At 63.9% G+C, this 19,885-nt stretch carries 20 protein-coding genes, 1 tRNA gene and 1 pseudogene; 13 read left to right on the top strand and 9 right to left on the bottom strand.

Features of this window, described 5'->3' with window-relative positions; all coding sequences use genetic code 11:
- The 6 genes from JQ591_RS05035 to JQ591_RS05010 all read left to right on the top strand — a co-directional run bounded on the left by JQ591_RS05035 (window position 1) and on the right by JQ591_RS05010 (window position 6,355).
- Complete coding sequence (locus JQ591_RS05035; RefSeq protein ID WP_211394942.1) at window positions 1-1,371, top strand: cytochrome P450; 1,371 nt, start codon at window positions 1-3, stop codon at window positions 1,369-1,371.
- Window positions 1,372-1,421: 50 nt separating this feature from the next.
- Window positions 1,422-2,831 carry an adenylate/guanylate cyclase domain-containing protein gene (locus JQ591_RS05030; RefSeq protein WP_211394941.1) on the top strand — a complete coding sequence of 470 codons (1,410 nt, stop codon included), beginning with the start codon at window positions 1,422-1,424 and terminating at the stop codon, window positions 2,829-2,831.
- Between the two features lie 185 nt (window positions 2,832-3,016).
- Entirely contained in the window at window positions 3,017-3,505 is a 489-nt protein-coding gene (locus JQ591_RS05025; RefSeq protein WP_211394940.1) for a TerB family tellurite resistance protein, read from the top strand.
- Window positions 3,506-3,730: 225 nt separating this feature from the next.
- Window positions 3,731-4,510, top strand: a complete 780-nt coding sequence (locus tag JQ591_RS05020) for an SDR family NAD(P)-dependent oxidoreductase (RefSeq protein WP_211394939.1) — start codon at window positions 3,731-3,733, stop codon at window positions 4,508-4,510.
- A gap of 127 nt (window positions 4,511-4,637) precedes the next feature.
- On the top strand, window positions 4,638-5,432 hold the full coding sequence (locus JQ591_RS05015; RefSeq protein ID WP_211394938.1) for a glutamine amidotransferase: 795 nt from the start codon (window positions 4,638-4,640) through the stop codon (window positions 5,430-5,432).
- Between the two features lie 110 nt (window positions 5,433-5,542).
- A complete protein-coding gene (locus JQ591_RS05010) occupies window positions 5,543-6,355 on the top strand; it encodes an enoyl-CoA hydratase (RefSeq protein ID WP_211394937.1) in 813 nt (270 codons plus the stop codon).
- A gap of 110 nt (window positions 6,356-6,465) precedes the next feature.
- Here JQ591_RS05010 and JQ591_RS05005 read toward each other — a convergent pair.
- Window positions 6,466-6,541: transfer RNA gene (locus tag JQ591_RS05005), tRNA-Ala, on the bottom strand.
- A gap of 203 nt (window positions 6,542-6,744) precedes the next feature.
- Between JQ591_RS05005 and JQ591_RS05000 the strand changes: the two genes are divergently transcribed.
- Genes JQ591_RS05000 through JQ591_RS04990 form a run of 3 tightly spaced genes read left to right on the top strand, consistent with a single transcriptional unit; the run spans window position 6,745 to window position 8,295 of the window.
- Window positions 6,745-7,035, top strand: coding sequence for a YggT family protein (locus tag JQ591_RS05000; protein WP_007598721.1), 291 nt, complete (start codon window positions 6,745-6,747; stop codon window positions 7,033-7,035).
- A 20-nt stretch (window positions 7,036-7,055) separates the two neighbouring features.
- Complete coding sequence (locus JQ591_RS04995) at window positions 7,056-7,400, top strand: DUF167 domain-containing protein (protein WP_211394936.1); 345 nt, start codon at window positions 7,056-7,058, stop codon at window positions 7,398-7,400.
- Between the two features lie 10 nt (window positions 7,401-7,410).
- A complete protein-coding gene (locus tag JQ591_RS04990) occupies window positions 7,411-8,295 on the top strand; it encodes a bifunctional methylenetetrahydrofolate dehydrogenase/methenyltetrahydrofolate cyclohydrolase (RefSeq protein ID WP_211394935.1) in 885 nt (294 codons plus the stop codon).
- Window positions 8,296-8,430: 135 nt separating this feature from the next.
- On the opposite strand, the gene ppa is transcribed toward JQ591_RS04990, so the two are convergent.
- Window positions 8,431-8,967 (bottom strand): inorganic diphosphatase, encoded by a 537-nt coding sequence (ppa, locus tag JQ591_RS04985; RefSeq protein WP_211394934.1) that lies wholly within the window; start codon window positions 8,965-8,967, stop codon window positions 8,431-8,433.
- A 177-nt stretch (window positions 8,968-9,144) separates the two neighbouring features.
- Entirely contained in the window at window positions 9,145-9,654 is a 510-nt protein-coding gene (locus tag JQ591_RS04980; RefSeq protein ID WP_007598725.1) for a GNAT family N-acetyltransferase, read from the bottom strand.
- Between the two features lie 262 nt (window positions 9,655-9,916).
- Between JQ591_RS04980 and JQ591_RS04975 the strand changes: the two genes are divergently transcribed.
- The 4 genes and pseudogenes from JQ591_RS04975 (at window position 9,917) to JQ591_RS04960 (ending at window position 13,014) form a co-directional block, all read left to right on the top strand.
- Window positions 9,917-10,816 (top strand): alpha/beta hydrolase family protein, encoded by a 900-nt coding sequence (locus tag JQ591_RS04975; RefSeq protein WP_211394933.1) that lies wholly within the window; start codon window positions 9,917-9,919, stop codon window positions 10,814-10,816.
- A complete protein-coding gene (locus tag JQ591_RS04970) occupies window positions 10,813-11,280 on the top strand; it encodes a DUF2269 family protein (protein WP_211394932.1) in 468 nt (155 codons plus the stop codon). The genes JQ591_RS04975 and JQ591_RS04970 overlap by 4 nt, the downstream gene beginning before the upstream one ends.
- A gap of 8 nt (window positions 11,281-11,288) precedes the next feature.
- Window positions 11,289-12,607 (top strand): annotated as a pseudogene (locus JQ591_RS04965) (SDR family oxidoreductase).
- On the top strand, window positions 12,607-13,014 hold the full coding sequence (locus tag JQ591_RS04960) for a thiol-disulfide oxidoreductase DCC family protein (protein ID WP_211394931.1): 408 nt from the start codon (window positions 12,607-12,609) through the stop codon (window positions 13,012-13,014). Before JQ591_RS04965 ends, JQ591_RS04960 begins: the two are co-directional and overlap by 1 nt.
- Window positions 13,015-13,106: 92 nt before the next feature.
- On the opposite strand, the gene JQ591_RS04955 is transcribed toward JQ591_RS04960, so the two are convergent.
- From JQ591_RS04955 to JQ591_RS04930, 6 genes are all read right to left on the bottom strand, one after another.
- Window positions 13,107-14,354 (bottom strand): flavin monoamine oxidase family protein, encoded by a 1,248-nt coding sequence (locus JQ591_RS04955; RefSeq protein WP_211394930.1) that lies wholly within the window; start codon window positions 14,352-14,354, stop codon window positions 13,107-13,109.
- A gap of 203 nt (window positions 14,355-14,557) precedes the next feature.
- A complete protein-coding gene (gene typA / locus JQ591_RS04950; RefSeq protein WP_211394929.1) occupies window positions 14,558-16,384 on the bottom strand; it encodes a translational GTPase TypA in 1,827 nt (608 codons plus the stop codon).
- A gap of 257 nt (window positions 16,385-16,641) precedes the next feature.
- Window positions 16,642-16,908 carry a hypothetical protein gene (locus JQ591_RS04945; protein WP_211394928.1) on the bottom strand — a complete coding sequence of 89 codons (267 nt, stop codon included), beginning with the start codon at window positions 16,906-16,908 and terminating at the stop codon, window positions 16,642-16,644.
- Window positions 16,905-18,338: a radical SAM protein gene (locus JQ591_RS04940; RefSeq protein ID WP_211394927.1), complete on the bottom strand. Its 1,434-nt coding sequence runs from the start codon at window positions 18,336-18,338 to the stop codon at window positions 16,905-16,907. The genes JQ591_RS04945 and JQ591_RS04940 overlap by 4 nt, the downstream gene beginning before the upstream one ends.
- Window positions 18,319-19,035, bottom strand: a complete 717-nt coding sequence (locus JQ591_RS04935) for a prolipoprotein diacylglyceryl transferase (protein ID WP_211394926.1) — start codon at window positions 19,033-19,035, stop codon at window positions 18,319-18,321. The genes JQ591_RS04940 and JQ591_RS04935 overlap by 20 nt, the downstream gene beginning before the upstream one ends.
- 80 nt (window positions 19,036-19,115) lie before the next feature.
- Entirely contained in the window at window positions 19,116-19,880 is a 765-nt protein-coding gene (locus JQ591_RS04930) for a Crp/Fnr family transcriptional regulator (RefSeq protein ID WP_211394925.1), read from the bottom strand.
- Window positions 19,881-19,885 lie beyond the last annotated feature (5 nt).

The raw sequence follows: 19,885 nt of genomic DNA, 5'->3' as shown, positions 1-19,885 counted from the left end.
ATGAACATCGCCAGCGTGCGTCGGCCCATCGTCCCTCCGACACCGCCGCGTGCGCCCGACGACATGTCGTTCCTCGGCCGGCTTGCAGTGATCAAGCGGAACATGATCGCGACCTGGGGGCAACGCGCCTATGAGGAAGACGTCATCAAGGGCCGCTTCTTCTTCCGCAACAGTTTCATCCTGAACCAGCCGGATGCGATCCGGCATGTCCTGCTCAGCAATTACGAGAATTATTCGCGCACCCCGGCGGGCATCCGCATGCTTCGTCCCGTGCTCGGCGACGGTCTTCTGATTGCGGAGGGCCATTCGTGGACGTTTCAGCGCCGCACCCTCGCGCCGGCGTTCACGCCGCGTGCGACTGCAAATCTCGTCCCGCACATGACGGCGGTGCTCGACGAGACCATCGCGAAGCTCGACGCGCAAACAAGCGAGCCGGTCGATCTGCGCGAGATCATGCAGCGCATGACGCTGGAGATCGCCGGACGCACGATGTTCTCGTTCGGCATGGACCGGCACGGCCCGACCTTGCGCAACTTCGTCATGGAATATGGAGCCCGACTCGGCCGACCCTACTTCCTCGACATGGTGCTGCCCGTGTCCTGGCCGACCCCGATGGACCGTGCCCGGGCGCGCTTCCGCAAGCGCTGGACCGAATTCGTCGCGATGCTGATTGCCGAGCGGCGTGAGATGGGCAAGAAGGACGGCGCGCCGCCGCGCGATCTTTTCGATCTCATGGACGAGGCGCGCGACCCCGAAACCGGCAACGGTTTTTCGGACGAGCAGCTCGTCGACGAGGTCGCAACCATGATCCTCGCCGGTCACGAGACCACCGCAACTGCGTTGTTCTGGGCGCTCTATCTGCTCGCGCTCGATCCGGATACGCAGGAGGAGGTCGCCTCCGAGACCCGCGGCGAGCATCTCGACAGCATGGCCGATATCGATCGCCAGAAGTTCACTCGCGCGGTAATCGAGGAGACCATGCGGCTTTATCCGCCTGCCTTCCTGATCGCCCGGGCCGCGCGCGAGAAGGACAACGCGGCGGGTGTCGCCATCGGCAAGGGCGACATCATCATGATCGCGCCCTGGCTGCTGCATCGGCACGAGAAGCTGTGGGATCAGCCGAACGCGTTCATTCCAAAACGCTTCATGTCGACGGACGCGCCCGATCGGTTTGCCTATCTGCCCTTCGGCGCGGGTCCGCGCGTCTGCATCGGCGCACCATTCGCGCAAGCCGAATCCGTGCTGGCGCTGGCCCGGCTGATAGGTGCATTCCGCGTCGAGCTGACCGATACGACCAATCCCGTGATCCCGCTCGGCGTCGTCACGACCCAGCCGGACCGTTCACCACTGTTCCGCATCACGCGTCGGTGACAGGCGTTCGCTTGGCCGACGGCGTGATCCACACCAGATAGAGTTGCGCCATGAGCGATATCCAGGCCCAGTTTTCCGTTCTGAAGCAGACCTCCGATGCGAAAGTGGTCGACGCGATCGCGCGCCTCATCGAGGACGGCGAAGATCACGAGCTCAACCGCGTCAATGTCCTCGATTTCGCGAGGCAGCACGCTCTCGATGAAGAGCACGCGATCTCGGCATTCCTGCATTCGGCGCGGCTCGGCCTGTTCGATCTGGGCTGGAATGTGCTGTGCCCGGGCTGCGGCGGCGTGTTGGGCGCGCACACGACCCTGAAGGCGCTCAAGCCCGACGATTATCACTGCGCGCTTTGCGCCTGCGGCTACAAGGCCTCCGTCGATGATCAGGTCGAAGTGTCCTTCACCGTGAACCCGCGCGTGCGGCGCATCGCGGCGCACGACCCTGATACGCTTCCGGTGTGGGAGTACTTCAAGCAGGTGTTCTGGAGCTCCGGCGTCGACTTCAACAAGGAATCGTTTGCGACGCTCGCCAATGAGGTGACGCTGGATACGATGGAGCTGCCGGCCGGCGAGAAGGCGACCATGTCGCTGCAACTGCCGAACGACTTCATCATCATCTTCGAACCGGTGACGCACGCGGCCCATTTCATCGACGTGCAGGGCGAGCCGACCAGGGACCGTCAGCAGCTCGCCATCATGTACAACAAGGTGCAGGCGCCGACGGGAACCACGACCATGCGGCCGGGTCCGCTGCGGCTGTCGCTGGAGAACCAGGCCGGCGTACGCGTGCTGCCGTCGGTGTTCATCGCGGCCGAGGCGCTCCATCACCTCATCGGCAAGCGCAAGCCGTTCCTCACCGCCAAGCGGATGCTGTCGAACCAGACGTTTCGCGATGTGTTCAAGGCGGACAATCTCAGTCTCGACCAGCGGCTCCAGATCACCTCGCTGACCTTCCTGTTCACCGATCTGAAGGGGTCAACCGCGCTCTATGAGCGCGTCGGCGATCTTGCCGCCTTCGATCTCGTGCGCGCGCATTTCCACGCGCTGCTCGAGATCATCTCGTCGGAGAAAGGCGCGGTGGTGAAGACCATCGGCGACGCCGTGATGGCAACCTTCGTCCGTCCCGAGCATGCGATCGCGGCGGGTTTGCGGATGCGCGCGGCGATGGACGAGCTCAACAAGAAGCGCGGCACCGCCGACCTCGTCGTCAAGATCGGCATCCACGAAGGTCCGTGCCTCGCGGTGATGCTCAACGAGCGGCAGGATTATTTCGGCCAGACCGTCAACATCGCCGCTCGCGTGCAGAGCCTCTCGACCGCGCAGGAGATCCACATCACCAGCCCGGTGCTGGATGCACCGGCAGTCGCCGAAGTTCTTAAGCAGCGCGAAATCAGGCCGATCCAGAAGCAGGCCGCACTGCGCGGCATCGCCGACAAGATGGTGGTGTACGAGATACCGTGAGGGACGTGGGACGATGCTGCCACATTCTCCGTTTGCGAGCGCAGCACTACGCCTCTCCGAGTGGAGATTGCCGAAACGTAATGCGGCGCGCGGAACTGACGCACGTTGCGCCGGTTGAGTTTCCCACTCATATAATGCTGGTAGCGGCCGCGCTCCCGCGGCTTCATCGATTTCGGTAGGACCTTATGCTCGACGGCCTGCGCCAATTCATCGCCGACATTGTTGCTCCCCATGCCGAGGACCGCGCGTTCGGCGACAGCGACTACCGGCTGGCGGCGACCGCGTTGCTGGTTCACGTGATCTCGCTGGACGGCCAGCCGACGGCTGTCGAGCAGCGCAAGTTGCACAGCCTGATCGAAAGCCATTTTGGGCTCGATCGCGGCACCGCGGATCGTCTGATAGCGGATGCGACGGAGGTCGAGGGCGATGCGGTCGACCTCTATCACTTCACCAGCGTCATCATGCGCTCGCTCGACGAAGAGGGCCGCAAGCGGGTCGTCCAGATGATGTGGGAGCTGGTCTACGCCGACGGCCAAGTCACCGAGTTCGAGGACAATGTGGTCTGGCGCGCCTCCGACCTGCTCGGGATTTCGCAGCGCGACCGCATCGACCTGAAGCACGCGGTCGCAGACCGTGCCGGTGGTCAGGTCAAGGACAGCCCTGTCGGTGGGTGATCTGTGCCAACACGGCCAATTGGCGGTTGTGCAGACCACATGACGAAACTTTAATGTAGCCCCGGCCGTCTCGGCTCCAGATTCGTCCGTAGAATCCCGGGTTTTTTGCTCTCCTTGTCACCCGCTCAAGCGGCCATGCCGTCAGTGCCGCTTGCCTGTCGCGCACGGCCTATGCTCTCGTTCCGGCATTGCGAGGCCAAAAACTTCAATCAAGAGACTTCGATCGTGACTGAGCGGGTAACGTTGATCACCGGTGCCTCGGCGGGCATCGGCACGGAGTTGGCGCGTGTGTTCGCCGCGAACGGACACCGTCTTGCGCTGACGGCGCGACGGGCGGATCGGCTCGAGGCGCTCGCGAACGAGCTCGCGGCCAAGGGCGGCAAGAGACCGATCGTGATCGCCTGCGATCTCCAGGAGGCGGATGCCGGCGAGAAGATCGCCGCCGCGCTCGCTGCCGAAGGCGTCGAGCTCGACAATCTCGTCAACAATGCCGGCTTCGGCGTATTCGGCGACGCAATCGAGCGCGACCGCGTCGAGCAGGTCGGCATCGTCGATGTGAATGTCAGGGCTCTGACGGATCTGTCGCTGCGCTTTGCCGATCAGCTCATCAGGAACAAGGGGGGTCTTCTCAACGTCGGATCGGTCGCCGGCTTTCTGCCCGGCCCCGGCATGGCCGTCTACTACGCGTCCAAGGCCTATGTCATTTCCCTCACCGAGGCCTTGCGGGCGGAGCTTGCACCGCACGGCGTTCGCGTCACCGTACTTTGCCCGGGCCCGGTGCCCACCGAATTCCAGGCCCGCGCCGGCGTTGGGTCCGGACATGATACGGCCCTTCTCAATGTTCCTGCCGCCGATGTCGCACGGCAGGCCTATCGCGGCCTGATGGCCAACAAACGTGCAGTGCTTCCCGGTCTGGGCATCAAGATTGTGCCATTCGCGCTGCGGTTCTTCCCGCGCGGCTTCATCCTGTCCGCCACGAGCCGGTTTCAGAGGCAAAGACACTAAAGAGAGCTCTCGGTCCGTAGTGGCCCGGAGCTTGCTTTCTATCGGGCGTGTGTGTGCGCAAACTCACACGAAATTAACGATCGCTTAGTTATGCTGGCGGTCTGAACCGATAGCACTCGCAGAGACCATGTCGTTCCGGACGGACAGGTTTGGTGGCGCAGAAGTGGTGCCCTTCCCCAGAAGGACGCCGAACGTCGCCGCCTCCGAAACCCGATTGCCGGTTCTGATTGTCCTGCATCAGGAATCCTCGACGCCCGGCCGCGTCGGCAATGCGCTGCGCGCGCTCGGCCATCGTCTCGACATCCGCCGTCCCCGCTTCGGCGATCCCCTGCCCGAGACGCTCGACCAGCATGCCGGCGCGGTGGTCTTCGGCGGTCCCATGAGCGCCAACGATCCCGACGACTACATCCGCCGCGAGATCGACTGGATCGAAATTCCGCTCCGCGAACAGCGGCCGTTCCTCGGCATCTGCCTCGGCGCGCAGATGCTGGCGAAGCAGTTAGGGGCCCGCGTCGCGCCGCATGCGGATGCGCTGACCCAGATCGGCTACTACCCGATCCGCCCGACAGCCGCGGGACACGGGCTCTGCCCGCACTGGCCGGCGCAGGTCTATCACTGGCATCGCGAAGGCTTCGAGCTGCCGGTCGGCGCTGACCTGCTTGCGGAAGGGGATGATTTTCCGGTGCAGGCGTTCCGCACCGGAAACGCTTTCGGCGTGCAGTTTCATCCTGACGTGACCTACGCGATGATGCATTGCTGGACGACGCGCGGCTATGACGGCTTCAGCGCGCCGGGCGCGCGGCAGCGGCATCATCATTTCGCGGACCGTGCCGTCTACGATGCCGCGGAGCGTGCCTGGCTCGATCATTTCATCGACGGCTGGCTGGTGCGCCGGCCGGTTCTGGCGCAAGCCGCCGAGTGATCGCGCCTTCCCAGATCCTTGGCGCAAGCCCTTGCCTCTTCCCTTGATATGCTAAGCTCGCCGCCAACGAGCGCGCGCGAAATTGCGCCGGCAAACAAAGGGAGAGCGCCATGTTCTATGAACATATTCTCTATGACGTCAGCGACAAGGTCGCGACCATCACGCTCAACCGTCCCGACCGCATGAATGCGTGGACGCCCATCATGGAGCGGGACGTGCGCCATGCGATGGAAGCATCGAGCGCCGACGACAATGTCCGTGTCATTGTGATCACCGGCGCGGGCCGCGCCTTCTGCGCCGGTGCCGACATGGATGCACTGAAGGGGCTCGATCCTGATGATGTCAGGCGCGTGTCGAACCTGCCGCCCTTCGACATGAACCGGCGGCCCGACTGGCAGACGCGCTATGGCTTCTATCCGTCGATCGGAAAGCCCGTCATCGCCATGCTCAACGGCGCAACCGCCGGCATCGGCCTCGTCCACGCGCTCTATTGCGACCTGCGCTTTGCCGCCGACAACACCGTGTTCACCACCGCCTTCGCGCGGCGTGGCCTGATTGCCGAGCACGGCATCAGCTGGATGCTGCCGCGCATCGTCGGCCACGCCAATGCGATGGATCTGTTGCTTTCGGCGAGGCGGGTTTCGAGCGACGAGGCATTGCGGATCGGTTTGGTGAATCGGCTTTGCTCGCCAGAGAAGCTGCGCGAGGAGACCTACGCCTATGCGCGCGACCTCGCCAATTTCGTCTCGCCGAGCGCGATGGCCGTGATCAAGCGGCAGCTCTACGAGGTGCCGTTCCAGACGCTGGCGGAGGCGACGATCGAGGCCAACCGGGACATGATGGTGGCGCTGAACGGCAGCGATTTCCGGGAGGGAGTCGCGAGTTTCATGGAGAAGCGGCCGCCGCGGTTTACCGGGAAGTAGGGGGAGAATTTCGGCGACAGTCCGTCTTCGCCCTGCGGGCTCGCCGGACACCACGCTTCGCCCCTCCGGCTCGGCGCGGCCACGCCACGCGTAGCCCGAAGGGCGAAGCGTGGTGGAGCCAGGCGGGATCGAACCGCCGACCTCGTCATTGCGAACGACGCGCTCTCCCAGCTGAGCTATGGCCCCTTTTGTAGGCCGCTCTGGTCAATGCGGCCGACAACCGGGCGCCATTTAAGTCCCCGCCAAGGTCAAGTCAAGGACGGCTGTCACCCGGTTTTAGCCATCCCGGCACCGACTTCCCTTGTTTGGACCGGGGGGAACCGATATCTAGCAAAAGGCGTCAATCCCGACCGAAGCCAGAGTTTTTAAAAGCCAGAGTTTCAAAAGCCATGCGTGCCGTTCTCGACATCGTCATCATCGTGCTCGACCTCTACGTCTGGCTGCTGATCGCGTCTGCGATCCTGTCCTGGCTGATCGCCTTCAACGTCGTGAACACCCGCAACCAGTTCGTTTCGGCGGTTGCAGAGTTCCTGTACCGAATCACGGAGCCGGTCCTGGCGCCGATTCGCAATTTTCTGCCCAGCCTCGGCGGCCTCGACATCTCGCCGATCATCCTGATCCTGCTCATCATGTTCATCGAGCGGGTGATCCTGTACTACATCTACCCGAACGTGATCTGAGCAGGCTGGAGCGCCCAAGGTTGCCAAAGAACCTTGTTATCAAGGAACCTTGGCGTTACTCGGCCGCAGGAATCAGTATAGCGCTGCGGGTAACGCCGCGTGGCGGCCGCGACGACATCGACGGGATCGAGCAGCTGGCCGATGGCCGCAGCGTGCTCAAGGTGCGTGTGCGTGCCATCGCCGATGGCGGCGAGGCCAACAAGGCCGTTCTGGTGCTGCTGGCGAAATCGCTTGGCGTGCCCAAGGCCAGCGTAAAACTCCTGTCGGGAGCGACCTCGCGGCTGAAGCAGATCGCGGTCGACGGTGATCCAGCGCGGCTCGGCGAAGCCCTGCGCCAGCTCGCATCAGCCAAATCGACAGACTGAGGGAACTGACATGACCGCCAAGATCATCGACGGAAAAGTCATCGCCGCGGAACTCCGCGCCCGCGTCGCGGACGAGGTCGCACGCGTTAAACGCGAGCACAATCTGGTGCCGGGCCTTGCGGTGGTCCTGGTCGGAAGCGATCCGGCGAGCGAGGTCTATGTCCGCTCCAAACACACCCAGACCCAGGCCGCCGGCATGGCCTCGTTCGAGCACAAGCTGCCGGCCGACGTCTCGCGAGCAGATCTCCTGGCGCTGGTCGCAAAACTCAACCGCGATCCCGCCGTGCACGGTATTCTGGTGCAACTGCCGCTCCCCAAGGGCCTCAACACCGAGGCCGTCGTCAATGCCATCGACCCCGCCAAGGATGTCGACGGGCTGCATCCGAACAATGCCGGCCGCCTCGCCGGCGGTTTCGAGGCGCTGTCGCCCTGCACGCCGCTCGGTTGCATCATTTTGACCAAGAGCGTGCATGCTTCGCTCGAAGGCATGAACGCCATCGTCATCGGCCGCTCCAACCTCGTCGGCCGCCCGCTGGTGCAGCTGTTGCTGAACGAGAACGCCACGGTGACCATCGCGCATTCGCGCTCGCGCGACCTGCCCGGGCTCGTGAAGCGCGCCGACCTCGTCTACGCCGCGGTCGGAAAGTCCGAGATGGTGCGCGGTGACTGGTTGAAGCCGGGGGCGACCGTGATCGACGTCGGCATCAACCGGATTCCGAAGGACGACGGCAAGACGCGCCTCGTCGGCGATGTTGCCTATCAGGAAGCGCTCGCAGTGGCTGGCGCCATCACGCCGGTGCCGGGCGGCGTCGGCCAGATGACGGTCGCGTGCCTGCTCGTGAACACGTTGCGTGCGGCCTGCGCGATTGCAGGGCTGCCGAAGCCGGCGGTGTAACGTGACTCTCGTGTCCCGGACGCGGCGCGGCATTAAATGACGCGACGCTGAACCGGGACCCATGGCACCGCTGTACTGCGCCCCGGCTCAGCAGCGCATCGTTTCACGCTGCGCTGCTGAGCCGGGGCACGAAACTCACCCGTTCTTCTTCTTCTCGCGATCGATGCCCTCGAGGATCAGCTTGTGCGCATCCTCGGGGCCGCCCCAGCGCAGGATCTTCACCCACTTGCCGGGTTCGAGATCCTTGTAGTGTTCGAAGAAGTGCTGGATCTGCTGCAGCGTGATGTCCGGCAGGTCGGAATAAGACTTCACCTTGTCGTAGCGCTGGGTGAGCTTGGACGAGGGCACCGCCAGAATCTTCTCGTCGCCGCCGGCTTCGTCTTCCATGAACAGCACGCCGACCGGGCGCACGCTCATGACCGCGCCGGGGATGATGGCGCGGGTGTTGATGATGAGGACGTCGCAGGGGTCGCCGTCATCGGACAGCGTGTGCGGGATGAAGCCGTAGTTACCGGGGTAACGCATCGGCGTGTAGAGGAAGCGGTCGACCACCAGCGTGCCGGCTTCCTTGTCCATCTCGTATTTGATCGGTTCGCCGCCCACGGGGACTTCGATGATGACGTTGACGTCGTGTGGTACGTTTTTCCCGATCGAGACCGCATCGATACGCATTCAAGGCTCCGTTGTTGCCGAGGTTAAATCGCGCCCGGCAGCGATTTTGGCACTGTCATACGCGGGCTTGACCCGCCTATCCATCGTGTTTTTGTGAAAAAATGAATCCAGCGATCACCGGCTCAAATGGCAACGGTATCGACGGAAGGGAAACGCTGCCGACTGGACTTCAGCAGCTCAATTGGTCCAAGCGAAGGCAACCTTGTCGAGCGACTTCGGCCCGAAACGCTCCGAGGAGCGTGCCACCATGCGGCCGCCCAGGGCACGGTAGAACTCGGTGGCCGGATCGTTGTCCGAGAGCGCCCACACCACCATGCTCTTCAGGCCGCTCTGCATCAGGTCGCGGCGGGCCGCGGTGAACAGGCGGCGGCCAAAGCCCAGGCCCTGGAATTCGGGACGCAAATAAAGCTCGTAGACCTCGCCGTCGAAATGCAGGCTGCGGGCGCGATTGCGACCGTAATTGGCGTAGCCCGCGATCTTGTCGCCGAACACCAGAACGCTGACGCGGCTGCCCTTGCGGATCGCGCTGTCCCACCATTGCGGACCGCGGCGGTTGATCAGCTTCTCCAGTTCGGCGCCGGGAATGATGCCCTGATAGGCGGAGCGCCAGGCTTCGTCATGGGTGGACGCTACCGCAGTTGCATCTGCGGCTTTGGCCGGCCGGACCTCGATCAGGGTTGTGCTCATGGACGTGATCAAACCAAGTCGCCGCGCCGGCGGCAAGACCTATCGTTAATTATCGGTTAACGTGTGGACTTTCTGCATCAGTATTTTAGCCGTGTTGTACCGAAAAAACACAAGACGCCAATGCGAACGGCACCGGAGTGCCATGCGTCGGTGCAAAACTGCTTTGCGGCAACGAATGAACGGTGATGGCAACGCAGAAAGTCTGCCGATATTGATTCGTTCCTACTAGTGTGACTGTCGCTGTTCTCGCCTCCGGCAATTCATGCGGCTCCTCAACATCCTCGTGCTTCTGCCTCTATTGGCCTTGCTGACTGCGCCGCCTGTGTGCGCTCAGGTCACGTTTGGATCGTCCGGAGCGGAGGGCGATCCGTTTCGCCGGCAGCAATGGCGCGTGCCATCGCCGGATACCGACATCGTCGCTCATTCTCTGCTGTTTCGTCCGCCGGGTGCTGGCCCGTTCCGACTTGCGGTGATCGCGCATGCTTCGACGCAAAATGGCTTGCGGCGCGCGCAAACGCCACAGCCGGAATACCGCGCACTCACTGCGTTCCTCATCGCACGCGGCTTCGCCGTGCTGGTGCCGGAACGGCTCGGCCATGGCGCGACCGGCGGCCGCTATGTCGAGGACCAGGGTGGCTGTGACGAGGCGGACTATGTGCGCTCGGGCCGCGCAACGGCCGATGAAATCTCGCGCGCGCTGGACTATCTGCGAAAGCAGGATTTCATCCGCAAGGAGGCCGCGGTCGTGATCGGCCATTCCGCCGGCGGTTGGGGCGCGCTGGCGCTCGCGAATGCCGATCCGAACGCGATCTCTGCCATCATCGCCTTTGCGCCGGGCCGCGGTGGCCATGCCAACGACGAACCGAACAAGGTCTGCGCGCCACACACGCTGCTTGCGGCCGCGGCGGAGTTCGGGAAAGCAGCGCGCATTCCCGTCACATGGCTCGTTGCGGCCAATGACAGCTACTTTGCGCCGAAATTTTCGCTGGGCTTGGCGGATGCGTTTCGCGGCAGCGGCGGCAAGGTCGACTTCCGCACCCTGCCGGCCGCGGGCGGCGAAGGCCATTGGATGGTCGAAGGCGAGGCCGGCGTCAAAGCCGCGAGCGGCGAACTTGCGCGAGGGCTGAACCTGCCCAGGTCCGTGGCGACCAAGAAGCCATGACGCTGTATTTCCTCATCAAATATCTGCACGTGCTCGGCGCTATCGTCATTCTCGGCACCGGAACCGGTATCGCCTTCTTCATGCTGATGGCGCATCGCACTGACAACGCGGAGTTCATCGCGCGCACCGCTTCGGTCGTCGTGATCGCGGACGCGATCTTTACGTTGTCCGCCGTGATCCTCCAGCCGATCACGGGCGGCCTGCTGATGATGCTCTCGGCAACGTCGATCGCCGAGCGCTGGCTGCTCGCCTCGCTTGCGCTTTATGTGATTGCTGGCTTGTTCTGGGTCCCCGTGATCTTCATGCAGATCGAGATGCGCGATCTCGCGCGCAAGGCGGCCGAGCAGCGTATCGCGCTTCCGGAGCGCTATTTCGTCCTGTTCCGCCGCTGGTTCGGGTTCGGTTTCCCCGGCTTCGGTGCGACGATGCTGATTCTCTGGTTGATGATCGCAAAACCGTTTTGAGCAAGATCATGAGCCAGCGAACCATTCTCGTGCTCGGCGCCTCCGGTCTGATCGGTCGCTTCGTCACCGACGATATTCGCGCGCGAGGATTTCGCGTCGTCGGCGTGGCGCGCAGCCTGTCGCCGGCACAGAAGATGAGCGCGTTGGACATTGAGCGGCCGATCGTCTCGCTCGATGGAGCCGCGCTGACGCACCTCCTCAGCGAGCACGCGGTAGATGTCGTCGTGAACTGCCTCGGCGTGCTCCAGGACGGTCCCGGCAGCGACACCAACGCGGTGCATCGCGATCTCGTCGCGCGCCTGCTTCAGGCCATCGGCGGCAGCGGCCGTGCGATCCGGCTGGTGCACATCTCGATTCCCGGGGCCGCGGGCGAGGATCGAACCGCGTTCGCAACGACGAAGCGCGAGGCCGAACGTTTGATCGCGGCGTCCGGCATTCCTCACGCCATCTTGCGGCCTGGCTTCGTGGTCGCGCCGTCAGCCTATGGCGGCAGCGCGATGCTCCGCGCGCTTGCGGCGTTTCCGCTCGACTTGCCGGAGAAGGAGATGGCGACGCCGTTCCAGCCCGTTGCGGTCGAGGATATCTCGGCCACCATTGCCTGGCTTGCCGCGCGTGATAGCGACGACGCATCGGTGAAGGCTGTGAACTGGGACCTGATGCAGATCGAACCGATCACGATGGCCGGGGTCATCAAGCAGTTTCGTATCGCGTTCGGTACGGCGGGCTGGTTGCGCGTCGCGATGCCGTCCTTCATGCTCGATCTCGGCGCGAAAGGCGGCGATTTCGCCAATTATCTCGGCTGGATGCCGCCGATGCGCTCCACGGCCATCGCCGAGCTGCGCCGCGGCGTGAGCGGTGATCCCTCGGCGTGGATCGCCGCCACGGGCATCGTGCCGAAGTCGTTGGCTCAGACGGTCGGGCGCCACCCTGCAACGATCCAGGACAAATGGTTCGCGCGGCTGTTCCTGGTCAAGACGCTGATCTTCGCCAGCCTTGTCGCGTTCTGGTCCGTCTCCGGCTTCATCGCACTGTTCGTGTCCTATCGCGCCGCCGCCGGCATCCTGACTGCGCACAACTTTCCGCCGGCGCTGGTCGATCCCGTCACCATCGGCACCAGCCTGATGGACATGAGCATCGGCGCGCTGATCGCCTTCCGCCGCACCGCAGTGATCGGACTCGTTGCGGGCATCCTGGCTTCGCTCGGTTATATGTTTGGCGCGGCGATCCTTACGCCCGACCTCTGGGTCGAACCGCTCGGCGCACTGGTGAAGACGGGGCCGGCCATAGTGCTGAGCTTGTTGCATTGCTCATGCTGGATAATCGCTGATGCCCAAATGGCCCGACGATGACATCATCCTGTTCGACGGCGTCTGCATCTTCTGCTCGCGCTGGGTGCGGTTCGTCGCCAAACGTGATACGGCGAAGCGATTTCGCTTCACGCCGATCCAGTCGGACTATGGCGCCCAGCTCGCGCGCACGTTCGGCATCGATCCGGATGATCCCGACACCAATGCGGTGGTCTACGGCGGCGAGGTGTTCATGAAATCGGACGCTGCGCTGACGGTGCTGTCCCGACTGCCAGGATGGGGCTGGGTCAACGCGCTATTCGCCGTGCCGAAAGCGTTGCGCGACCCGCTCTACAACCTCGTCGCGCGCAACCGCTACCGCATCTTCGGCAAGTACGATACGTGTTTCGTGCCGGATGCTGACTTGCGAGCACGGGTGGTCGAGTAATTCGTCATTGCGAGCGTAGCGAAGCAATCCAGGCTGCCGCTGCGGAAAGATTCTGGATTGCTTCGCTGCGCTCGCAATGACGGAGTGTGTGGTTACGGTTTGCCCAGAACCCCCAGCACTTCCCTCGCCGCCCGCTCCCCTGAGTCCCTCGCTCCATGCGCCGTCGTGAAGAAGTTCGGCGACGTCGCTTCTCCCGCAAAGAACAGCCGCCCGTCGACCGGTGCGGCCAGCACGGCGCGGTCACCGGCGTGGCCCGGCAGCGCGTGCGAATATGAGCCTCGCGCGAAGGGATCGTGGGCCCAGCGGGACTCGTAGAGCGGCTTCAGCTTTTTCCTGATGTCGTTGCCGAGGAAGCCTGCGATCTCGTCGATGCCTTGGGCTGCGAATGCGCCTTCCCCGGCATCCTCCAATTCACGTGCAAATCGGCCGCCGAAAAAGCCTTCGATGCAGGGCTGGCCGAACGGGCGGATATGATAGGTGCCCATGTCGGTGCGCATGGTGGCGCCGCGCAGGTTTCCTTCCCTGGGGAAGGCCTCGGCATCGCTAAGCGCCAGCGTCAGCTTGTCATCGACGCCGAGCGGCAGGCCGGCTGCGGCATCGACCTTGGCGCGCAAGGCAGGTAAGAACCGGATTGCTTCGTCGGCGATCAAATTGGTCGGCACGGTGACGATCACCTTGTCCGCGACCAGCGTGCCCTGCGATGTCTCGATGCGGATGCGCTTGTCCGAATGATCGATCAGCGTGACGTTGCAGTTCAGCGTCATCGGGCAGGGCGCGCCATAGGCCGCGATGAGCGCGCCATAGCCGCGGCGGACGCGCCAGTTGAGGTCGCTGTCCTCATAGGCGTCCCAGTCCAGCGTCGACATGTCCTTCAGTTCGCAGCCGTTGATGTAGGTCGAGACCGCGTCGATCATGGGGTTCCAGCGATTGCCGGGCTCCAGGCCCGAGCTCGCGGGTTCGTCCTTGCCGTTCTGCGCGACTTTCCAGAGCCGCTGATAGAACGCGTCCATCGCGCGCATGAAATCATCGCGCTCGGCTTTCGGAAACGCGTTGCCATAGGCGCGCTCGCGCCAGGGCGGCAGGTCCTGGTTGACCTCGAAACCGAGCTGTTTCGCAATCGCGACGAAGGAGTTGTTGTCCGCCGAATGCAGCCAGCCGCAGCCGACGTCGAACGTGACCTCAGGCGAGGCCTGCACGGTCCAGGCGCGGCCGCCGAGCCGGTCGCGCGCCTCCAGCACGATCGCGGAGAGGCCGGAGCCCGCCAGCGCATGCGCCGCGCCGAGGCCGGCGGCGCCCGCGCCGATGATCGCGACGTCGACTGAGGAGGGGAGGGAAGGCATTGGCTGGCTCTAGCACGTTCGCTGGGTGTGCTGAAGCTGGACGGATCTGCTGCTCTCGTGTCCCGGACGCGCTGCAGCGCGCTTGCGCTGCTGCGCAGAGCCGGGACCCATGAGAGCGATTGAATGCGGTAAGAGATCTGGGCCCCGGCCCAGCAGCGCACCACTGCGTGCTGCGCTGCGTCCGGGGCACGAGAGCAGTGGCCTTAGGCCACCGCTTCCTTGGATTTTTCCGCGCGCTTGCGCTCGTTCGGGTCGAGGTGCCGCTTGCGCAGGCGGATCGACTTCGGCGTGATCTCGACCAACTCGTCGTCCTCGATATAGGCCAGCGCCTTTTCCAGAGTCATGCGGATCGGCGGGGTCAGGCGCACCGCTTCATCCTTCGACGTGGTTCGGATGTTGGTGAGCTGCTTGCCCTTGAGCACGTTGATCTCGAGGTCGTTGTCGCGGGTATGCTCGCCGACGATCATGCCCTTGTAGACCTTCCAGCCCGGCTCGATCATCATCGGGCCGCGATCTTCCAGCTTGAACATGGCATAGGCCACCGCGTCGCCCTGGTCGTTGGAGATCAGCACGCCGTTGCGGCGGCCCTGGATCTCGCCCTTGTAGGGCGCGTAGCCGTGGAACAGGCGGTTCATGATCGCGGTGCCGCGCGTGTCGGTGAGCAGTTCGCCCTGGTAGCCGATCAGGCCGCGGGTCGGCGCGTAGAACACCAGCCGCAGGCGGTTGCCGCCGGACGGCTTCATCTCGATCAGCTCGGACTTACGCTCGCTCATCTTCTGCACGACGACGCCGGAATGCTCCTCGTCGACGTCGATGACGACTTCCTCAATCGGCTCCAGCGTGGCGCCGGTGGCCTCGTCCTTCTGCAGCACGACGCGCGGACGCGACACCGAAAGCTCGAAGCCTTCACGGCGCATGGTCTCGATCAGGATCGCGAGCTGCAATTCGCCGCGGCCCGAGACTTCCATCGCGTCTTTGTCCGATGCTTCGACGACCCGCAGCGCGACGTTTCCTTCGGACTCGCGCAGCAGGCGGTCGCGGATCATGCGGCTGGTCACCTTGTCGCCTTCGGTGCCGGCGAGCGGCGAGTTGTTGACGATGAAGGACATCGACACGGTCGGCGGGTCGATCGGCTGCGCCACGAGCGGGGTGTCGACCGACGGATCGCAGAAGGTGTCGGCGACGGTGCCCTTGGTCAGGCCGGCGATCGCGACGATGTCGCCTGCCTCGGCCTCGTCGAGCGGGGTGCGCTCGATGCCGCGGAAGGCGAGGATCTTGGTGATGCGGCCGGTTTCGATCGTCTTGCCGTCGGCGCCCAGCACCTTCACGGCCTGGTTCGGCTTGATCGAGCCTGAGGAGATACGGCCGGTGATGATGCGGCCGAGATAGGGGTTGGCTTCCAGAATGGTGCCGATCATGCGGAACGGCCCTTCCTCGACGGTCGGCGGCGCGACATGGCGCACGATCAGGTCGAACAGCGGCTGCATACCGGCTTCGTGCGACCCATCCGGGCTATCGGCCATCCAGCCTTGCTTGGCCGACCCGTAGAGGATCGGGAAGTCGAGCTGCTCCTCGCTGGCGTCGAGCGCCGCGAACAGGTCGAACACCTCGTTGATGACTTCGGTCGCCCGCGCGTCGGGACGGTCAACCTTGTTGATCACGACGATCGGCTTCAAACCGACTTTGAGCGCCTTGGAGACCACGAATTTGGTCTGCGGCAGCGGGCCTTCGGCGGCGTCGACCAGCACCAGCGCGCCGTCCACCATATTGAGGATGCGCTCGACCTCACCGCCGAAATCGGCGTGGCCTGGGGTGTCGACGATGTTGATGCGGGTGTCTTTCCACTGCACCGAGGCCGCTTTGGCCAGAATGGTGATGCCGCGCTCGCGCTCCAGATCGTTGGAGTCCATGGCGCGCTCGGTCACCTTCTGGTTCTCGCGATAGGTGCCGGATTGCTGAAGGAGGCGGTCGACGAGTGTCGTCTTGCCGTGGTCGACGTGGGCGATGATGGCGATGTTGCGAAGGTTCATGAGTGGGCTTCTTTGCGGTCGGACAATGGGTTAAGCGCGATCTCGCCGGTCAGACCGGGACCTCTTCTCGAAACAACGCTTGAAGACTGGAAACGGGGCGCTTTCCGCCCAAAAAGGGACGCCCGGCATATCGACCGGGCACCCTACGCGTTGCGGCGCAATATATGCAAAAACGGCCAAAAAACAATGTGTTCTTTGGCCGTTGGTTGATTGAATTTTGCCCGGGAATCCCCGGGGGTTAGGCGAAAAAGCAGGGCTTAGACGCGTCGGCCCTTGATTGCCGCCCAGATCAGGGCGACCCCGCCCAGCCCCACGACCAGGCCCAGGAAGACCAGGGGCGCGACGTCGGAATCGATCCGGCCTCTGTCGGATATCGAGATTCCGCCGAACAGGAGTGCACAGGCGCCGGGCAGCAGCAGGATGATCCCGAAGATCGCCATGAGCGCGGTCAGGCAGCCGCTGCGCTGGTTCGGCGGTGGCCGCGAAGGCGAGGGAGGGGGTGACGGGTTATCAGTGCTGGTCATCCCTGCAAAGCTCCTTCCGGCACAACCTTCATTGCTAGTTCGGCGCGGATGCCGTCGATCTTCCCGTTTCGGTAGAACAAATTGTAGGTGTCGAACGGGATGATCGCGCCGCTCTCGGTGACGAAATGGATGCAGCTGCGCTTGACGTTGCCGACGCAGAAATTGAAGCGGTCGAGAAACTGCACGATGGTGACGCGGAATACGTTCTCGTAAGTGATTCCCTGCGGTACCTCGAAGCTCGGCAGGCAGCACAGCAATTCGCAGACGCGCTCGCTGGTGTTCAGCGGTCCCGAGGACAACGAAAACAGATCGATGAATTTCTCCCGCAGTGCCGGGTGCTTCTCCGGGCTTATCGTGTTGGGCAACAATGCGACGAGTTGCTCCTGCGGGATCAGCGAGGTCAGCGGCAGCACTTTCTCGCCGTTGCGCAGGCCGTAACCGATCGAGATGCTTTCGGGATTGCAGGGCAGCGGGATCATGTCCTTGTCGCCGAACACGCCGGTTTCGACCACGCGCTTGCGGATCTCCGACAGCATGATGCGGTCGGTGTTCTTGTCGAAATTCTCGTTGCGGCCGGCATCCTGCACCGGCTGAAGCGTGACGCCGCGAACGCACTTCCAGCTCAGGGCATGGCGGACGATGTCGCCTATCTCGGCATCGTTGACGCCGCGCTTGATGGTCGCCACCAGCGTGGTCGACACGCCATAATGCTCGAGATTCTCCAGCGCCTGCTGGCGGATCTTGCGCAAATCCGCCCCGCGCAGATTGATCAACGCGTCGCGTTCGAGCGAGTCGAACTGGAGATAGACCTCGAGCCCGCGCTTGTTCTCGGCGAGCCGCGCCACGAAATCCTTTTCGCGGGCGATGCGCAGGCCGTTGGTGTTGATCATGACGTGGCGGATCGGGCGGGCGCGCACCGCATCGAGGATCGCGAAGAAGTCCGGATGCAGCGTCGGCTCCCCGCCGGAGATCTGCACCAGGTCGGGCTCGCCCTCGCTCGCGACCAGAGCATCCAGCATTCGCTCGATCTTGGCCAGCGGCGTGAAGCTGGTCCGCGCCGGCGAGGAATCGGCAAAGCACACCGGGCAGGTCAGATTGCAATGCTCGGTGATCTCGATCAGCGCCAGGCAGGAATGCTGCTCGTGGTCGGGGCACAGGCCGCAATCGTAGGGGCAGCCGAATTCGGTATGCCGTTGAAAGGCGAGCGGCCGGTCGCCCGGCTTGATGAAATCCTTGCACAGCCGCCAATAGGCGGCGTCCGTCGACACCAGCGTGGACTGGACGCCATGCTCCTTGCAGCGCTTCTCGTACCAGACCTCGTTGTCGAGGATCTGGATCTTGGCCGGCACCAGCTTCAGGCAGGTCTCGCAGAGAGATTGGGTCTGGCCCCAGAAGATATAGGGACGCGACTTACGCAACGGCGCGTTCATGCATGGGTCTCGCTTTGGGCGCCCTCGCCAGCATGACGACGGCGTAGAGCAGGATGGACAGCGACAGCAGGTGAAACAGCGTGAAGGGGCCGATCAGCGTGCCGTAGGGCTTGAGGAATTCCCACAGGAAACGCTGTGCTCCATAATAGACGAGGACGAGGTAGAAACCATTGGTGATCACAAACGCGCTCCGGTTCAAGACCGCCAGCACGTAGAGAAGCGCGAATACGCCCATCGCGGCGCTTTCGTAGAGCTGCACGGGATGGCGCGGGACGCCGTCGCCGAAATCATGGCCCCAGGGCCATGCCGTCGGCGTGCCGTAGGTGAAATCGTCGAGGCCCGCGAAATAGCAGCCGAGCCGGCCGATCGCGATGCCGAGCGCCAGCGGAAGCGCAAAACGGGCGCCTGTTCGCACCGTGATCCCTGCGGACCATTTGTAGAGCTCGATCGCCACGACGCCCCCCGCGAGCGCCCCCTCGACCGAGCGCGCAATGCCGCTCTGGCCCGACAACCACAGATTGGCGGAGCCGAACAAATAGGCGCCGAGGCCCGCGCCGAACACCAGCGCGGCGATATAGGACATCTCGAAGGATTGCGCCGGAAACCGCAAATCCTGTCGCGACAGCCAGTAGACGGCGGCTGCCGCCGCCAGCCACGCTGCGATGTCGAAGAGAGTGTGAAGGAAAGCCCCGCTCATGCGGGGATATTAGCCCAGGTCCAGGCAACGCGGGATAGTGCTCCTGCCCTTCTCCACGCCGGAAGAGCGAAGCGGGCGGGCTACCCGGCTTCCCGCTCCTCGGTCGGATAGACCCCGCGCAGCACCTCCTCGAAGTGCATCTTGACGGCCTCGTTGCACAGGCAGGCGCGCAAGCGCAGGCCCTCGCGGTTGCGGACCAGGATCGATCCGCGCCGTGTGTCGAGCACGCCTTCCGCCTTGAACGACTGGAGCACGCGACTGGCATAGCTGCGGCCGACGCCGAGCAGCGTCGCGAGCTGTTCGTGGGTCAGCGGCACGCTGCTCTCGTCGCCGGTCCGTTCCATCGCCGCCAGCATCCATTTGGCGGTGCGCTGCTCGATCGAGTGAATGGCGTTGCAGGCGGTGGACTGGAAGATCTGCGCCAGCATGCAGTCGGCGTAGCGAGCGAAGACATGGCGTAACGAGGGCGAGCGCTGCTTGGCGGCCTCCAGCTTGCTGACGTGAATTCGCGCAAACGGCCCGCCGAATTTCACGCAGATCCGGGTATAGGCCGGCAGATAGCCCTCGCTGACGATGCCACCCACCGCGCCTTCGCGGCCGACCAGGATGGTCTCGACATCGCGGCCGTCCTCATTGGGAACGAGGAACGTCGCAAGCGACGGTCCGCAGGGGAAGTGGACGACCTGGACGTCGTCGCCGGGGCTGTAGAGCAGCTCATTCGCCGCGGTGCTTTCGACCATGACATGCGGCGCAAGCAGGGCGAAGTCGGCCGCGCTCAAGCGCCGTAGCAGATTGTTGATCGGCCGGCTGTCGATCTCGGTGGCGTTGCTGGTCCGCGCGTCCATCTTAA

The organism is Bradyrhizobium canariense (assembly GCF_018130465.1).
Classification (GTDB): Bacteria; Pseudomonadota; Alphaproteobacteria; order Rhizobiales; family Xanthobacteraceae; genus Bradyrhizobium; species Bradyrhizobium canariense_C.
This window is presented reverse-complemented; position numbering and strand designations above follow the sequence as displayed.

Bases quoted from the DNA above. Each gene is read 5' to 3' on its own strand.
- JQ591_RS05035 (WP_211394942.1), top strand. From the start codon at position 1: ATGAACATCGCCAGCGTGCGTCGGCCCATCGTCCCTCCGACACCGCCG.
- JQ591_RS05030 (WP_211394941.1), top strand. From the start codon at position 1,422: ATGAGCGATATCCAGGCCCAGTTTTCCGTTCTGAAGCAGACCTCCGAT.
- JQ591_RS05025 (WP_211394940.1), top strand. From the start codon at position 3,017: ATGCTCGACGGCCTGCGCCAATTCATCGCCGACATTGTTGCTCCCCAT.
- JQ591_RS05015 (WP_211394938.1), top strand. From the start codon at position 4,638: ATGTCGTTCCGGACGGACAGGTTTGGTGGCGCAGAAGTGGTGCCCTTC.
- JQ591_RS05010 (WP_211394937.1), top strand. From the start codon at position 5,543: ATGTTCTATGAACATATTCTCTATGACGTCAGCGACAAGGTCGCGACC.
- JQ591_RS05000 (WP_007598721.1), top strand. From the start codon at position 6,745: ATGCGTGCCGTTCTCGACATCGTCATCATCGTGCTCGACCTCTACGTC.
- JQ591_RS04990 (WP_211394935.1), top strand. From the start codon at position 7,411: ATGACCGCCAAGATCATCGACGGAAAAGTCATCGCCGCGGAACTCCGC.
- ppa (WP_211394934.1), bottom strand. From the start codon at position 8,967: ATGCGTATCGATGCGGTCTCGATCGGGAAAAACGTACCACACGACGTC.
- JQ591_RS04980 (WP_007598725.1), bottom strand. From the start codon at position 9,654: ATGAGCACAACCCTGATCGAGGTCCGGCCGGCCAAAGCCGCAGATGCA.
- JQ591_RS04975 (WP_211394933.1), top strand. From the start codon at position 9,917: ATGCGGCTCCTCAACATCCTCGTGCTTCTGCCTCTATTGGCCTTGCTG.
- JQ591_RS04970 (WP_211394932.1), top strand. From the start codon at position 10,813: ATGACGCTGTATTTCCTCATCAAATATCTGCACGTGCTCGGCGCTATC.
- JQ591_RS04960 (WP_211394931.1), top strand. From the start codon at position 12,607: ATGCCCAAATGGCCCGACGATGACATCATCCTGTTCGACGGCGTCTGC.
- JQ591_RS04955 (WP_211394930.1), bottom strand. From the start codon at position 14,354: ATGCCTTCCCTCCCCTCCTCAGTCGACGTCGCGATCATCGGCGCGGGC.
- typA (WP_211394929.1), bottom strand. From the start codon at position 16,384: ATGAACCTTCGCAACATCGCCATCATCGCCCACGTCGACCACGGCAAG.
- JQ591_RS04945 (WP_211394928.1), bottom strand. From the start codon at position 16,908: ATGACCAGCACTGATAACCCGTCACCCCCTCCCTCGCCTTCGCGGCCA.
- JQ591_RS04940 (WP_211394927.1), bottom strand. From the start codon at position 18,338: ATGAACGCGCCGTTGCGTAAGTCGCGTCCCTATATCTTCTGGGGCCAG.
- JQ591_RS04935 (WP_211394926.1), bottom strand. From the start codon at position 19,035: ATGAGCGGGGCTTTCCTTCACACTCTCTTCGACATCGCAGCGTGGCTG.
- JQ591_RS04930 (WP_211394925.1), bottom strand. From the start codon at position 19,880: ATGGACGCGCGGACCAGCAACGCCACCGAGATCGACAGCCGGCCGATC.